Source organism: Caballeronia sp. INDeC2, from assembly GCF_023631325.1.
Lineage (GTDB): Bacteria > Pseudomonadota > Gammaproteobacteria > Burkholderiales > Burkholderiaceae > Caballeronia.
Map to the genome: position 1 here is coordinate 85,229 of NZ_JALQDG010000004.1, position 13,862 is coordinate 99,090.

At 62.3% G+C, this 13,862-nt stretch carries 12 protein-coding genes; 7 read left to right on the plus strand and 5 right to left on the minus strand.

The genetic code is table 11. The features are described from left to right. Entirely contained in the window at positions 1 to 1,551 is a 1,551-nt protein-coding gene (locus tag NCS28_RS07015) for a SpoVR family protein (protein ID WP_502801161.1), read from the plus strand. 44 nt (positions 1,552 to 1,595) lie between these two features. Here the strand turns inward: NCS28_RS07015 and NCS28_RS07020 are convergent, their stop codons facing one another. Further along, on the minus strand, positions 1,596 to 2,651 hold the full coding sequence (locus tag NCS28_RS07020; RefSeq protein WP_250513135.1) for an AI-2E family transporter: 1,056 nt from the start codon (positions 2,649 to 2,651) through the stop codon (positions 1,596 to 1,598). Positions 2,652 to 2,930: 279 nt separating this feature from the next. Here NCS28_RS07020 and rarD point away from each other — a divergent pair, with 279 nt between their 5' ends. Further along, positions 2,931 to 3,806 carry an EamA family transporter RarD gene (rarD, locus tag NCS28_RS07025; protein ID WP_250513136.1) on the plus strand — a complete coding sequence of 292 codons (876 nt, stop codon included), beginning with the start codon at positions 2,931 to 2,933 and terminating at the stop codon, positions 3,804 to 3,806. Positions 3,807 to 3,814: 8 nt separating this feature from the next. On the opposite strand, the gene NCS28_RS07030 is transcribed toward rarD, so the two are convergent. Both NCS28_RS07030 and NCS28_RS07035 read right to left on the minus strand, forming a co-directional pair. Continuing rightward, positions 3,815 to 4,810: an aldo/keto reductase gene (locus NCS28_RS07030; protein WP_250513137.1), complete on the minus strand. Its 996-nt coding sequence runs from the start codon at positions 4,808 to 4,810 to the stop codon at positions 3,815 to 3,817. 55 nt (positions 4,811 to 4,865) lie between these two features. After that, the gene (locus NCS28_RS07035) at positions 4,866 to 6,251 is read right to left on the minus strand and encodes a DHA2 family efflux MFS transporter permease subunit (protein WP_250513138.1); all 1,386 of its coding nucleotides are present in this window, start codon (positions 6,249 to 6,251) and stop codon (positions 4,866 to 4,868) included. Between the two features lie 153 nt (positions 6,252 to 6,404). Between NCS28_RS07035 and NCS28_RS07040 the strand changes: the two genes are divergently transcribed. Together NCS28_RS07040 and NCS28_RS07045 are read left to right on the plus strand one after the other, a co-directional pair. Then, positions 6,405 to 7,265: a LysR family transcriptional regulator gene (locus tag NCS28_RS07040; RefSeq protein WP_250513139.1), complete on the plus strand. Its 861-nt coding sequence runs from the start codon at positions 6,405 to 6,407 to the stop codon at positions 7,263 to 7,265. 128 nt (positions 7,266 to 7,393) lie between these two features. After that, entirely contained in the window at positions 7,394 to 9,052 is a 1,659-nt protein-coding gene (locus tag NCS28_RS07045) for a tannase/feruloyl esterase family alpha/beta hydrolase (protein ID WP_502801160.1), read from the plus strand. 12 nt (positions 9,053 to 9,064) lie between these two features. Here NCS28_RS07045 and NCS28_RS07050 read toward each other — a convergent pair whose 3' ends face one another. Continuing rightward, a complete protein-coding gene (locus NCS28_RS07050) occupies positions 9,065 to 9,463 on the minus strand; it encodes a DUF2917 domain-containing protein (RefSeq protein WP_250513141.1) in 399 nt (132 codons plus the stop codon). Positions 9,464 to 9,798: 335 nt separating this feature from the next. Here NCS28_RS07050 and NCS28_RS07055 point away from each other — a divergent pair, with 335 nt between their 5' ends. From NCS28_RS07055 to NCS28_RS07065, 3 genes are all read left to right on the plus strand, one after another. Beyond that, positions 9,799 to 10,152 (plus strand): YciI family protein, encoded by a 354-nt coding sequence (locus tag NCS28_RS07055; RefSeq protein ID WP_250513142.1) that lies wholly within the window; start codon positions 9,799 to 9,801, stop codon positions 10,150 to 10,152. A gap of 86 nt (positions 10,153 to 10,238) precedes the next feature. Further along, positions 10,239 to 10,637: a VOC family protein gene (locus NCS28_RS07060; protein ID WP_250513143.1), complete on the plus strand. Its 399-nt coding sequence runs from the start codon at positions 10,239 to 10,241 to the stop codon at positions 10,635 to 10,637. Beyond that, a complete protein-coding gene (locus tag NCS28_RS07065) occupies positions 10,634 to 11,944 on the plus strand; it encodes an RNA polymerase sigma factor (protein ID WP_250513144.1) in 1,311 nt (436 codons plus the stop codon). The genes NCS28_RS07060 and NCS28_RS07065 overlap by 4 nt, the downstream gene beginning before the upstream one ends. A 361-nt stretch (positions 11,945 to 12,305) precedes the next feature. Here the strand turns inward: NCS28_RS07065 and NCS28_RS07070 are convergent, their stop codons facing one another. Then, positions 12,306 to 13,031: a hypothetical protein gene (locus NCS28_RS07070; protein ID WP_250513145.1), complete on the minus strand. Its 726-nt coding sequence runs from the start codon at positions 13,029 to 13,031 to the stop codon at positions 12,306 to 12,308. Positions 13,032 to 13,862 lie beyond the last annotated feature (831 nt).

The window sequence follows — 13,862 nt, forward strand, 5'->3', positions numbered from 1 at the left end:
ATGGACGAGGCGCACGAGGAAGGCAGAATGAATGTTTCGGAGAAGCGGCGACCGCTGCCGTGCCCGTCGGACTGGAGCGTCGAGCTGATCGAGGAGTACGACGCCGAGATTTCGCGCGTCGCGAACGGTTACGGTCTCGACACCTATCCCATTCAGCTCGAAATCATCAGCTCCGAGCAGATGATGGACGCGTATGCGTCCGTCGGCATGCCGGTGAATTATCGGCACTGGTCGTTCGGCAAGCATTTTCTCGCGACCGAGAAAGGCTATCGGCGCGGGCAAATGGGCCTCGCGTACGAGATCGTCATCAATTCCAATCCCTGCATCGCGTATCTCATGGAAGAGAACACCATGACGATGCAGGCACTCGTGATCGCGCACGCGGCCTACGGACACAACTCGTTTTTCAAGGGCAATTATCTTTTCAGGCTCTGGACGGACGCGCATGCGATCATCGATTACCTCGTCTACGCGAAGAATTACATCGCGGAATGCGAGGAGCGGTATGGGTTGGATCGCGTCGAAGAACTGCTCGACTCGTGCCACGCGCTCATGAACTACGGCGTCGATCGCTACAAGCGGCCGCAAAAGCTGTCGCTGGCGAAGGAAGCGGCGATGCGGCGCGAGCGCGAAGCGTATCTGCAATCGCAGGTCAACGAATTGTGGCGCACGCTGCCGAAGGGCAAGGAGCCTTCGCCGGAGGAAATCGAAAGCCGCTATCCGCCGGAGCCGCAGGAAAATCTGCTGTACTTCGCGGAGAAAAACGCGCCCTTGCTGGAGCCGTGGGAGCGCGAAGTCATCCGCATCGTGCGCAAGATCGGCCAGTATTTCTATCCACAGCGGCAGACGCAGGTCATGAACGAAGGCTGGGCGACGTTCTGGCACTACACCCTGCTCAACACGCTCTACAACGAAGGCCGTCTCGAAGACAGCTTCATGATGGAGTTTCTGCATTCGCATTCGAACGTCGTGTATCAGCCGCCGGTGACGAAGCCGTATTACAGCGGCATCAATCCGTACGCGCTCGGCTTTTCGATGATGAGCGATATCCGCCGCATCTGCGAAAACCCGACGGACGAAGATCGCGAGTGGTTCCCGGACCTCGCGGGCAGCGACTGGCTGGAGTCCTTGCACTACGCGATGCGTAACTTCAAGGACGAAAGCTTCATTGCGCAATATCTGTCGCCGCATCTGATTCGCGAGATGCGCCTGTTCTCGATTCTCGACGACGACATGCGCGACGCGCTCGAAGTGTCGGCGATCCATGACGGCAGCGGGTATCGCTATGTTCGTCAGGCGCTGTCGCGGCAGTACGACATTCATCATCGCGAGCCGAACATTCAGGTGTATTCGGTGAACACGCGCGGCGATCGCAGTCTGACGCTGCGTCACTTCATGACCGACAATCGCCATCTCTCCAACGACAGCGACGAAGTCCTCAAGCACATGGCGCGCTTGTGGCAGTTCGACGTCTATCTGGAAAGCGTCGATGAAAACGGCACCGTGAGGAAGCGCTTCGAGTGCCGGTACGTGGCGCCGCATACGCGCTGAACTCCGCACAACCGGCGCCCGAGAGCGCCGGTTTTTTATTGCGGCTACTGCTTGCTGGCCTCGTCCTGCGAAAAGAGATCCCAACTCGCCATGAACAGCGCCGCCACCAGCGGCCCGATCACGAAGCCGTTGATGCCGAAGAGCGCCATTCCGCCGAGCGTCGAGATGAGCACGACCCAGTCGGGCATCTTCGTGTCCTTGCCGACGAGGATCGGACGCAACACGTTATCCACGAGCCCGATCACCACGACGCAGAACACGACGAGAATCAGCCCTTTGATGATCTGCCCGGTCATGAAGAAATAGACCGCCGCGGGCACCCAGATGATCGCCGCCCCGACCGCGGGCAACAGCGAAAGGAAGCCCATCAGCACGCCCCATAACAGCGAGCCGTTGATGCCCAGGATCCAGAAGATCACGCCGCCGAGAAATCCCTGAACCGCCGCGACCGCGATGTTCCCCTTGACCGTCGCGCGCACGACCGTCGTGAACTTCACGATCAGATGCTGCTTGGGCTCCGGATCGAGCGGAATCGCACGGCGGATGCGCCGGCCGATCTCGCCGCCGTCGCGCAGCAGGAAGAACACGAGGTACAGCATCACGCCGAAGCTCACGACGAACTGGAACGTGTTCTGCCCGATCGAGAGCGCCTGCGTCGCGGCGAACTGGCTGATCTGCGCCGCGCCTTCCATCAGCTTGCGCTGCACGCCGGCGATGTCGTCGAGCCCGAAACGCCCGAGCAATTGCTGCGCCGATGCGGGCAGCGCATGGAGGACGTGCTGGAAATACAGGCCGAAATTCAGCTCGCCGCTCTTGATGCGCGCATAGACGAGCGCGACTTCCTGAACGAGCGTCACCGCGACGAGCGCCAGCGGAATGATGACGATGAGGATCGCGGCGGCCAGCGTCGTCAACGCGGCGAGATTGCGGCGCTTGCCGAAGCGCGCGGCGAGATAGCGCTGCATCGGCTGGAACAGGATCGCGAGAATCGCGCCCCAGAAGATCGCACCGAAAAACGGCAGCAGCACCCACGCGAGCGCGAGCGTCACGGCGAACAGCAAGATATGGAAGAAACTCTGATGGACGGTGTGATTATTCATTGGCGACCAATAGGGGCAGGCGAGAGGGCGGAGACCAGTCGCGGCCGGCCATGCTAGCACGGCCCTTCGAATGGCTTTCACGCTCTGATTCGAGCAAGAATTCGTCCAAGGGTTCGACATGAATCCGCCGTCGTTCGATTGTCGCTGGAGCCAAGCGCCCCGAGTCGACTAAAATCCGGCTTCCAATCCTTGCGGATGGCTTTCCTCCCCAACGGCAAGCAGAGGCGGGCGAACGACCCGATCGTTCGTGCGCGATCATTCCGCTCTACGCATCGAACAATGAATCCTGGCGTCATCTACGCATTCTCGGCCTTCGCCATCTGGGGCCTTTTCCCGATCTACTTCAAAGCCTTGCATTCGATCGGCGCGGTCGAGATGCTCGCGCATCGCATGGCATGGTCGATGGTCTTCCTGCTCCTCGTCATGACCGTGCGCCGTCAATGGAAGTGGCTCGGTCCCGTCTTGCGCGACAGGCGACTGCTCGCGCGCTTCGCCGCGAGCGCCGTGCTGCTGTCGGCGAACTGGGGCATCTATATCTGGGCGGTGAACGACGGACGCATCGTCGAGGCGAGCCTCGGCTACTTCATCAATCCGCTCGTCAACGTGCTCTTTGGGATGGCGTTCCTGCACGAGCGGCTGCGTCCGGTGCAATGGATCGCGGTGACGATCGCAGCGCTCGGCGTGCTGTGGCTCACGTGGGTGAACGGCGCGCCGCCGTGGATCAGCCTGGCGCTCGCGCTGACGTTCGGCGGCTACGGGCTTCTGCGCAAGACCGCGTCGCTCGGCGCGCTCGAGGGTCTCACGCTCGAAACGATGCTGCTGTGTCCTGTCGCGCTGCTTTATCTCTTCTTTCTGAGTTCGCACGGCGGCAGCGGCTTCGCGCATGCGTCGTTCGACGTGAAATTGCTGCTCGCCGCGGCCGGGCCTGTGACCGCGGTGCCGCTCTTGCTGTTCGCGGCGGGCGCGCGGCGAATTCCGCTATCGATGCTCGGGCTCATCCAGTACATCACGCCGACGCTGCAATTGCTGATCGGCGTCGTGATCTATCAGGAATTTTTTGGGCACGATCAGTTGATCGGCTACGGCGCGATCTGGGCCGCCCTCGCGATCTACTCGCTCGAAGGCTTTTATCGCGCGCGCGCGGCCCGTGTCTGAAACAACGATCAGCGCAACGCGTCGCCGAAACGATATTCCACCGTCGCCTCGTCGAGCTTCGCCTTGATTTCCGGGTCGATGGGCTGATCGACGGCCGCGAGCGTCTCGTTCAACTGATCGGGCCGGCTCGCACCGATGATCGCCGAGGTCACCGCCGGATTCGCCAGCACCCACGCGAGCGCCGTGCTCGCGAGCGAACGTCCCGTGGGCGCGACGATCTCGTTGATCCGCTCGATCGTATGAAACTCGCGCTCGTGCCAGTAACGCTGCGTGTACATTGCGCCCGCCTTGCCGACCGCGCCGGTGAAGCGGCCTTCGCTCGGGCCGGCATCGAAGCGGTGTTTGCCCGTCAGCAAGCCGCCCGCCAGCGGGTTGTACGGAATCACGGCGAGACCTTCCTCGGTCGCGAGCGGCAGCAATTCGCGCTCGATCTGTCGAAACAGCAGGTTGTAACGCGGCTGAACGGAAACGAAGCGGGCGACGCGCAGCACGTCCGAGCGGCCGAGCGCACGCGCGAGCCGGTACGCCAGAAAATTCGATACGCCGATATAGCGCGCCTTGCCTTGCCGCACGATGGTATCGAGCGCCTCGAGCATCTCGTCGAGCGGCGTGTCGTGATCGTCGTTATGGAGCTGGTAGAGGTCGACGTAATCCGTGTCGAGCCGTTTCAGCGAGGCGTCGATCGCATCGAGCAGATGCTTGCGCGATGCGCCCTTGTGCCACGCGAGCGGCCCCATTTCATGCACGGCCTTGGTCGCGAGAATGTAGTCGTCGCGACGGCCCTTGAGCCAGCGGCCGACGATCTCCTCGGTGCGGCCCGCGAGATCGTGCCCGCTGCCGAGCGGGTAGACGTTCGCCGTGTCGATGAAATTGACGCCCGCGTCGGCTGCGCGGTCCATGATGCTGCGCGACACGTCTTCCTCGGTCTGCAGGCCGAACGTCATCGTGCCGAGCGTGAGACGCGAAACGGTGAGACCGGTATTGCCGAATTTGCGGTATTGCACGGTTGCGCTCCAGAAGAAAACGGTTTCGTTGGGACCGTCAGGATAGCCGCACGCGTCAGGACGTGCCGGCGCGGGCGGGTGCGACGCCTTGCGGCGCGGAATCGAGATAGCGGAACACGACGCCCGACAGCAGCGTCACCACGCCCATGCAGACGAAGCTCAGTCTGAAGCCGGTCGCGGTCGAGAACGGTCCCTGGAACAACTGCACGAGCGAGCCGCCGATCGACACGCCCAGGCCGATCGCGAGCATCTGCACCATCGAGAAGAGGCTGTTGCCGCTGCCGGCATCCTTGATCGAGAGGCCTTTGAGCGTGACGCTGTTCATCGCGGCGAACTGCATCGAGTTGCACGCGCCGAACACGACGAGAATCGCGATTTCGACGACGAGCGGCAACTTCGGCGAGAAGAGCGCGAACGCGACGATCGACGCGCCCACGAGCGCCGTGTTCACGAGGAGGAACATGTCGTAGCCGTAGCGCTTCACGAGTTGCGCGATCCAGCGCTTGCTCAGCGTTCCGGCGATGGCTATCGGCAGCATCATCAACCCCGAATGCAGCGGGCTGTAGCCGAGCTCGAGCTGCATCAGAAGCGGCAGCAGGAAGGGCACTGCGCTCGAACCGATACGGCACAGCAGATTGCCGATCAGCCCGACGCTGAAATTCGGCTCATGGAAGAGCGCGAGATGAAAGAGCGGGTTGCGCTTGTGCCGCGCGTAGGGAACATACGCGAACGCCGACACCGCCGCGAGCGCGAAAAGCGCGGCGGATACCGCGCCGCGATGCGTCTCCACGGGACTGTCGAGCGCGAGCGAAAACGACACCATGCACATCGACAGCAATCCGCAGCCGACGAAGTCGAAGGGCGGCGCATCGTGCAGCGTGTCGTTCGGCAGAAAGCGCTGCACCGCGTAGAGGCCCACCGCGCCGATCGGCACGTTGATCAGGAAGATCCAGTGCCAGGAAAACGACTCGACGAACCAGCCGCCGAGCGTCGGGCCGAGAATCGGGCCGACCTGGCCGGCGACGGAGATCATCGCGAGCGCGGAGACATAGGCTTCGCCGGAGACGGCGCGCAGCACGGCAAGACGGCCGATCGGCAGCAGCATCGAACCGCCGATGCCTTGCAGCACGCGCGCGAGCACGAGCTGGTTCAGCGAATGCGCGCCCGCGCAAGCGAGCGAGCCGATGACGAAGAGTGAGATCGAGACGAGATAGACGCGGCGCGTGCCGAAGCGGTCGGCGAGCCAGCCGGAAGCGGGCGTGAAGAGCGCCATCGTGAGCGTGTAGGCGACGACGATCGACTGCATCGCGAGCGGCGCGGCGTGGAGGCTGCGCGCGATGGAAGGCAGCGCCGTGTTCACGATAGTCGTGTCGAGCGCCTGCATGAAGAAGCCCACGGCGACAATCCAGAGCAATGCCGTGTGCGAAGTACTTTTGGTCATGTGGGAAGCGGGGTTGCGGGTCGTCGCGCGACGAAGAAAGCCGTTTGAAAACAAGCCCATCGCGAGATAGATGAAATCTTAATGACTTACGGAGTCATCGGGAAGCCCGCTAACCGCATTGACTGTCATCGCCATTGCCGATAACAATGACGCATGCTCAATCCAGTCTGGCTGAACACGTTCGCGACCGTGGCCGCGTCGCACAGCTTCACCGATGCTGGGCGGCAACTCGGCCTCCGGCAATCCAGCGTGTCGGAGCATATCCGGCGTCTGGAAGAGAGCGTCGGGCGGCGCTTGCTCGTGCGCGACACGCACTCGCTCGCGCTCACCGCCGACGGCGAAGCGATGCTCGTCCACGCTCGCGTCATCCTCGAAGCGATGGCGCACGCGCAGTCGCAATTCAGCTCGCCGCGTCTGCGCGGACGCGTGCGGCTCGGCTCATCGGACGATATCGCGCTCGGGCCGTTGCCGAGCGTGCTCGCGGCGTTTCGTGACACGCATCCGGACGTCGAACTGGAAATCACCATCGGCATGACGGGGCGCCTCTATCAGATGGTCGACGCGGGCGAGCTCGATCTCGCGGTCGGCAAGCGGCGTATCGGCGATGCGCGCGGCATGCGGCTCTTTTCCGGGCGGCTCGAATGGCTCGCGAAGCCCGGCACCATCGTCGATACGAGCGGGCCGCTTCCGCTCATCCTCGTGTCGGAACCGAGCGTCACGCGCGGCGTCGTGCTCGATTCGCTCGCGATGACCGGCGCGAGCTGGCAGATGGTTTGCACGAGCAGCAGCCACGCAGGCTGCATCGCCGCGGCGCGTGGCGGACTCGGCTTGACGGTGCGTTCGCATTTTCTCGCGGCCCGGGGATTGGCCGCGCCCGTCAATCGCGCGGAACTGCCCGAATTGCCCGAAGTCGAGTTCATCGCGTTCGGAGCGAAACATCTGAGCCGTCCGGCCGAAACCTTGCTACAGCTTCTCGAAAACAGCGACTTGCGCGGCGAGTGGGACGGCGAATGAAAGCGAAAGCAGGCGTACGCGAGGGTAGAGACGCGGGTTGTGCCGCTGCAACGACCGGCAGATCCGAATGGCTATCGTAAATCGGTTCTTATATATTGTGCGGCGATCGAAGTAGCCACTTCCAAGACGTGTTTCGCCTCTTCCGCTCACTTTCCTCCGCTGTATCCCGTATCCGTGCGCTCCTCGCGGTGATCGCGCTCGCGGCGTTTTCGAACGCCCACGCGGCCTCGTACGTGGCAAAGCATTGCGACGATCTCGAAGGCAAGAGCGTGCCCGCGTCGATCATCGGACTGCCGACGCGCGGCGCGACGATCGTCTCCGCGTGGGTCGTGAAGGCGGCCGCGCCCGGCAACCGCAACGGCGAGTATTGCAGGATCACCGGCTTCATCAAGGCGCTGCAGGACTCGACGCCCGACATCCGCTTCGAAGTCAATCTGCCGAGCCGCTGGAACGGCCGCGCATTGCAGATGGGCGGCGGCGGCTACAACGGCACGATCGTCTCCGGCACCGAACCGATGCCTTTCGCGCCCGACTCGACGCCGCTCGCGCGCGGCTACGCGACCTTCGGTTCGGATTCGGGGCACGTCGGCAATGCGGGCCGCGCGGACTTCGCGGGCAACGACGAAGCCATTGTCAATTTCGGCTTCGGGCATCTCAAGAAAACGCGCGATGTCGCGCTCGCGCTGATCCAGATGGGCTACGGGCGCACGCCCGACAAGACCTACTTCGCGGGCGGCTCGACGGGCGGGCGCGAAGGCTTCACCGTAATCGAGCGCTTTCCGAACGACTACGACGGCGTGATCGCAAACGCGCCCGCGATCAACTTCTCCGGCGTGCGGCTGATGGGCGTGAAGGTCGGCCAGGCGTCGTATGCGAAGCCGGGCGGTTTCGTCGGCGTCGCGCAGCAGCGGCGCGTGTTCGAGACCGTCGTGCATGAGTGCGATCGGCTCGATGGCGCGGCGGACGGCATCGTCGGCAATGTGGAGGCGTGCAGGAAGCTGGAGCCGCAGATCATCGCGTCGCTGCGCTGCGCGAACGGCCAGCGTCCTTCCTTGCGCGACAGTTGTCTCTCCGATGCGCAGATCGATACGCTGGAAACGCTGCGCGACGGCGTCACGCTGCCGTATCCGCTCGCGTACGGCGTCGATACGTATCCGGGCTACAACGTGTTTCAGGGCGTCGACTTTTCCGGGACGCTCGGGCTCGGCGACTCCCCGACGCTTCTGAGTCCGCCCACGTTCGCCGCGAACGGCTATCTCTTCGCGCAAGGGGACGCGTATATCCGTCACTTCGTCACCCGCGATCTCGGCTTCAGCGCGCTCACGTTCGACCTCGACAATCCCGGCCGCTTCAGGCAGCGCCTCGTGACGCTCGCGTACACCGTCGGGGCGATGAACCCGGACTTCTCCGCGTTCATCGCGCACGGCGGCAAGCTGATCGCGATGCACGGCCTCGCCGATGAAGTCATCAGCCCGAACCAGACGATCGCGTTCTATCGCGGGCTCATCGATCGATACGGAAAGGACAGCGTCGACTCGTTCATGCGGCTCTACATGGTGCCGGGTTTTCAGCACGGCAACGGCGTGTTCATTCCCGCGTGGGACGAACTCGGCGCGCTCGACGAATGGGTGAGCAACGGGCTCGCGCCGGAAACGCTCGTCGGCAGCGATATCGCGCCTGCCACCAACGGACGCACGCGGCCGATCTGCCGTTATCCGGGCTATCCGCGTTATCTCGGCAAGGGCAGCATCAATGTCGCGGCGAACTTCCGCTGCGTCGAGCCTTGAGCGGTCGCATCGTCAGAGCGCGTTCGCGTGGTGATCCGCGATGCGCGGCCAGAACTTCGCGAGCCAGCGCGACACGAATCCGCGCTGCATGACACGATACGACGTGAGCGACGCCTCGATCGCCCGATCGCTCTCCGATGTGAGCCACACACGCTCGCCGCGCGACAGGCGCACGACATCGCCGGGCTTCATCCAGTAGTCGTACGGATCGCGATGACGCGTGAGCCAGAGCGAACTCGCCGCTGCGCCGCCGATGCGCAACTCGGCATCGCGCGTGAGCCGCCACGACACCATCTGATGCGCATGCACTTCGAAATAGACCACGACGCGCGCGCCCGACGTGCTCAGGCGGCCCGATGCCACGCCGTGGCCGACGCCATGACCCGCGAAAACTTGCGATACCTCTTCCATCTCTGCTCTCCATGATGTGAGCCGAAGACGGAACCTTGCACGCAAAAACAAGAAGGCCCCGTCTTGCGGCGGGGCCTTCGGAATCTGTCTGCTTGCCTGTCTCGCTAGCGCACACGCTGTCCCGATGACCCGCCACGGATGGCGTTCATACGGTTTTTAATCGCGGCGATGGAGAGAATGAGGGCTGCGTGCATGTGTCGCAGTATCGTGTGGCGCGATGATGCTTGTCAATATCGAGATAGACGCGCGATACAGAAGCGTTCCGGAAGCAGGCCTTGCCGCCGCGCGCGCGACGGTTTAACTTGGACGCCATCCAAACCTTTCGGAGGCTCGTCGTGGCTTATCTGCTACTCGTGGTGGAACCGGTCGAACAACGCGGCCGTCGCACGCAGGAAGAGGGGCGCGAGGCGTATCGCCAGATGGCCGAATTCGTCGATACGCTGAAGGCGCGCGGCGTGCTGCGCGCGGTGGAATCGCTGACGTCGCTGAAGGATGCGTCGCGCGTCACCAGCGCCAATGGCGATGCCCGCGTCATCGACGGACCGTTCGCCGAAGCCAAGGAAATGATCGGCGGCTTTTTTCTGATCGACTGCGAAACGCATGAGGATGCGGTGGCGTTTGCGGCGCAATGTCCGGCGGCGAAGTGGTGCACGATCGAAGTCCGCAAGGTGGGCCCTTGCTATTCGTGACGTTCGTGTCGATTTTCACGCGTGCTGATCGTCGTGCATATAACGGCTGCGATGCCTCGTAGCCATTCAATCCGGAGACCTCCGTCATGCACAAGCAAATCTTCGTGAACCTTCCGGTTCGCGACCTCAAGCGCTCGATGACCTTCTTCAAGGAACTGGGCCTGAGCTTCGACCCGGCGTTCACGAACGACGACGCCGCGTGCCTCGTCATCGGCGAAAACATCTACGCGATGCTGCTCGTCGAACGCTTCTTCCAGACCTTCACGGAGAAGCCGATCGCCGATGCCCACGCGAGCACCGAGACGCTCGTTTGCTTGTCGTGCGAGAGCAGGGCGGAAGTCGACGAACTGGTCGCGAAGGCCGTTGCCGCCGGCGGACGCGCGCCGCGCAAGCCGCAGGATAACGGCTTCATGTACGGCCACGGTTTCGAAGATCCGGACGGACATATCTGGGAACTCGTGCACATGAATCCGGAAGCGGCGTGAGCGGACGGGCGAGCGAGCAGAGCGCCGCGGACGATGCGGCCCGGCGCGCCATCGACGCGGTGTGGCGCATCGAGTCCGCGAAGGTGATTGCGAGCGTCGCGCGCGTGGTGCGCGATGTCGCGCTCGCCGAGGAACTGGCGCAGGACGCGTTCGTCGCCGCGCTGGAGCACTGGAGCCAACCGGGCGTGGGCGTGCCCGACAGGCCGGGAGCGTGGCTCATGACGACAGCGAAGAACAAGGCGCTCGACCGTCTGCGGCAGCACGCGCTGCACGCGCGCAAGCACGAGGAGTACGGACGCGATCTCGACGCGCAGGAAGCGCACATCACGCCCGATTTCGTCGATGCGCTCGATGCCGCGCGCGAAGACGACATCGGCGACGATCTGCTGCGGCTCATTTTCACGGCGTGTCATCCGGTGTTGTCCGTGGATGCGCGCGCTGCGCTGACGTTGCGCCTGATCGGCGGACTTACGACCGACGAGATCGCGCGCGCGTTTCTCGTGCCGGAGCCGACGATCGCGCAGCGCATCGTGCGGGCGAAGCGCACGTTATCGGCGGCCCGCGTGCCGTTCGAGGTCCCCAAGGCCGACGCGCGCGTCGCGCGGCTCGGCTCGGTGCTCGAAGTCATCTATCTGATTTTCAACGAAGGCTATTCGGCAACCGCCGGCGACGACTGGATGCGTCCGGGCCTGTGTGAAGACGCGCTGAGGCTCGGGCGCATCCTCGCCGAATTGACGCCGGACGAGAGCGAGGTCCACGGGCTCGTCGCGCTGATGGAGATTCAAGCGTCGAGAACGAAGGCGCGTGTCGATCGCGAAGGCCGGCCGGTGCTTTTGCCGGATCAGGACCGCAGCCGCTGGGATCCGCTGTTGATCCGGCGCGGGCTTGCAGCGCTGGAACGCTCGGAAGCGCTCGGCGGTGCGCGCGGCGTTTATGCGCTGCAAGCAGCGCTCGCGGCGTGCCATGCGCGCGCGCCGAGCGCCGCCGACACCGACTGGCCGATGATTGTCGCGCTCTACGATGCGCTGATGCAGACCGCGCCGACGCCGGTGGTCGAGTTGAATCGCGCGGTCGCGGTGAGCATGGCGTACGGGCCGGACGCGGCGCTGCCGATCGTCGATGCGCTTTCGGGCGCGCCGGCGTTGAAGAGCTATCACTGGTTGCCGAGCGTGCGCGCGGATTTGCTGGCCAAGCTTGGACGCAAGGATGAGGCGCGGGCGGAGTTCGAGCGTGCGGCGGCGCTTACGAGAAATGGGCGGGAGCGGGAGTTTTTGTTGGGGCGGGCTGGGGAGATGGGTCGCGTTTGAAGTTAAGCCAGTCGTGTTGTTGATTTAACATAAGATAAATTAGCGAAGTTTTGGCATGTTGCGGCTTTATCCTAATGTCGTGTTCTGGCTATTTAAGTCCCCGGAACTAAATATGAGAAGATTTCGAAACGAAATCAGGGAAAAGTATGCGGCGCAGCTTTTTCCCAACTTTAGTTCCAAAAAAACACGCTGTTTACGTGTCTACACGGCAACCTTCTCGGCGAGTTTCATCCGGATTCAGTCCGCTCCGCATAGTTTTCCCATATTTACTTCCGAACCGCGCCCGCAGACAGTGGCGCTCTAATCGTGCGCACGTTCTTTGACGGTCGCAAATCTCAACTGCCGGAAGCCATTTAACGCATCAGGTCGCCGCGCGGCATGGTGCGATAGCACTGGCATCCTCTTCAAAGGTGGACACAGTACGCAAATCTTCGTCATTGACCTCAACTATCAACTCTGTATTGAGCAGTCGCGAACTGTGCGCCAAAATTGGACTGGTATAACGCACGTTTTCAAACTGTATGTATGGTCGACGTCCACTGGTCACACCACCTCGAACCGTGCATTGCACTCGCCTTTGAAGAGCTCTCGCACGAGAGGTGTCTTTGAAGGGAAGCCGCCGGACCATGGTACGAGGTGAAGGCCCGCTTAAGAAGTACCGGAGGGTGTCAAGCGGAGAGTTGTAGAAATTTCCTTCGCCAGGCAGACCGTTGTACGCTGCGAACGTTACTTCGACCATCTGGTCTATCTCATCAGCACGAATCCTGTATTTTTTGGCCGCCTCCTCAGCATCCTCGGCGCGCCCCTTTTTTGGACTTGAGCCGGTCGTTGAAGGAAGCCGAAGGAAGAGATTTTGACTAATCCGCTTGAAGAGCATCTCAACGTTTGGTCGCCGCTCAAAGTGTCCAGGAGCACCCCAATTTATCGTGAACCCGGTGGCTTTGCGGAGGTTGTCATGAATGAGGCTGGCCAGATGCGCCAGCGCACCGTCAAGCATGGTTACATTCCATATGGCTCCATTCGCCTCAGGAATCACGCCGCTAGGAAATCCGCCGCTTGGTGGATACGCTAGGCCTTCGATTGTCATGGGACGCGGCGTCCATTTCTTGCAAATCGCATCACGTATCACTGCTGCAACATCAGAAGCAGTTACCTCGGTGCGATATGGCCGCGCAATAGCAAACTACCTTAAGCCACCTCATGGCTTCGGCTCCGCGGCTTCGCAAGTCTGCTTCCGTGAAAACGCGCACGGGCAGAGCGTCTTCGCTCCCCAAAAGACGCTCAGGGCTGGCCGCCGGCTCTTGCGCTGGTTCTTGCTGCGTTCTTAACAGCAGCTTGTGGTGCTCCCTCGTCCCGTCGCTGCGGACAACCAAAGCATCCATATTGCCGCTGGCACCGTCGGTCGCTAAGGAAATGGGGTCCGACGGCTCAAGTTCGAAAGTCTGGATGTCTGCGTCGGTCTCGAGATTCAGGACCCAGTGAACAAGGTGTCGGTCACTTTTCAGAACCCAATCGCGATTGGTCTTTTGGCTGTAGACAAGCCACAGGTTCCGGTTCGCCCGGCCGCGCGAGCGATAAGCCTTCAGGACGTTTGCGCGCTGGCGAGATGGAAGAGTACGACTCTTTGACATGGGCCCTCCGGCGGGCGGTACGTATCAACGAGAAGCTGTCGCATACTTTTCCCAACTTTAGTTCCATCCGCAGCAATTTCCCAACTTTAGTTCCAAAAATTTGGAAGTAAAACTGGGAAAGTTATCGCTCCGTCTCCTCCACGTCAGCCGGAAGCCCTTATGAAACGGGCTTTTCCGCTATGTGAAATTTCCCAAATTTAGTTCCGCGCACTATTTACAGATGTCGGGTTTTTAACCGGTGGCAAGCTGGCGACTGTTCGTCAGCGGGAGTCCGCCATGTCACCGAA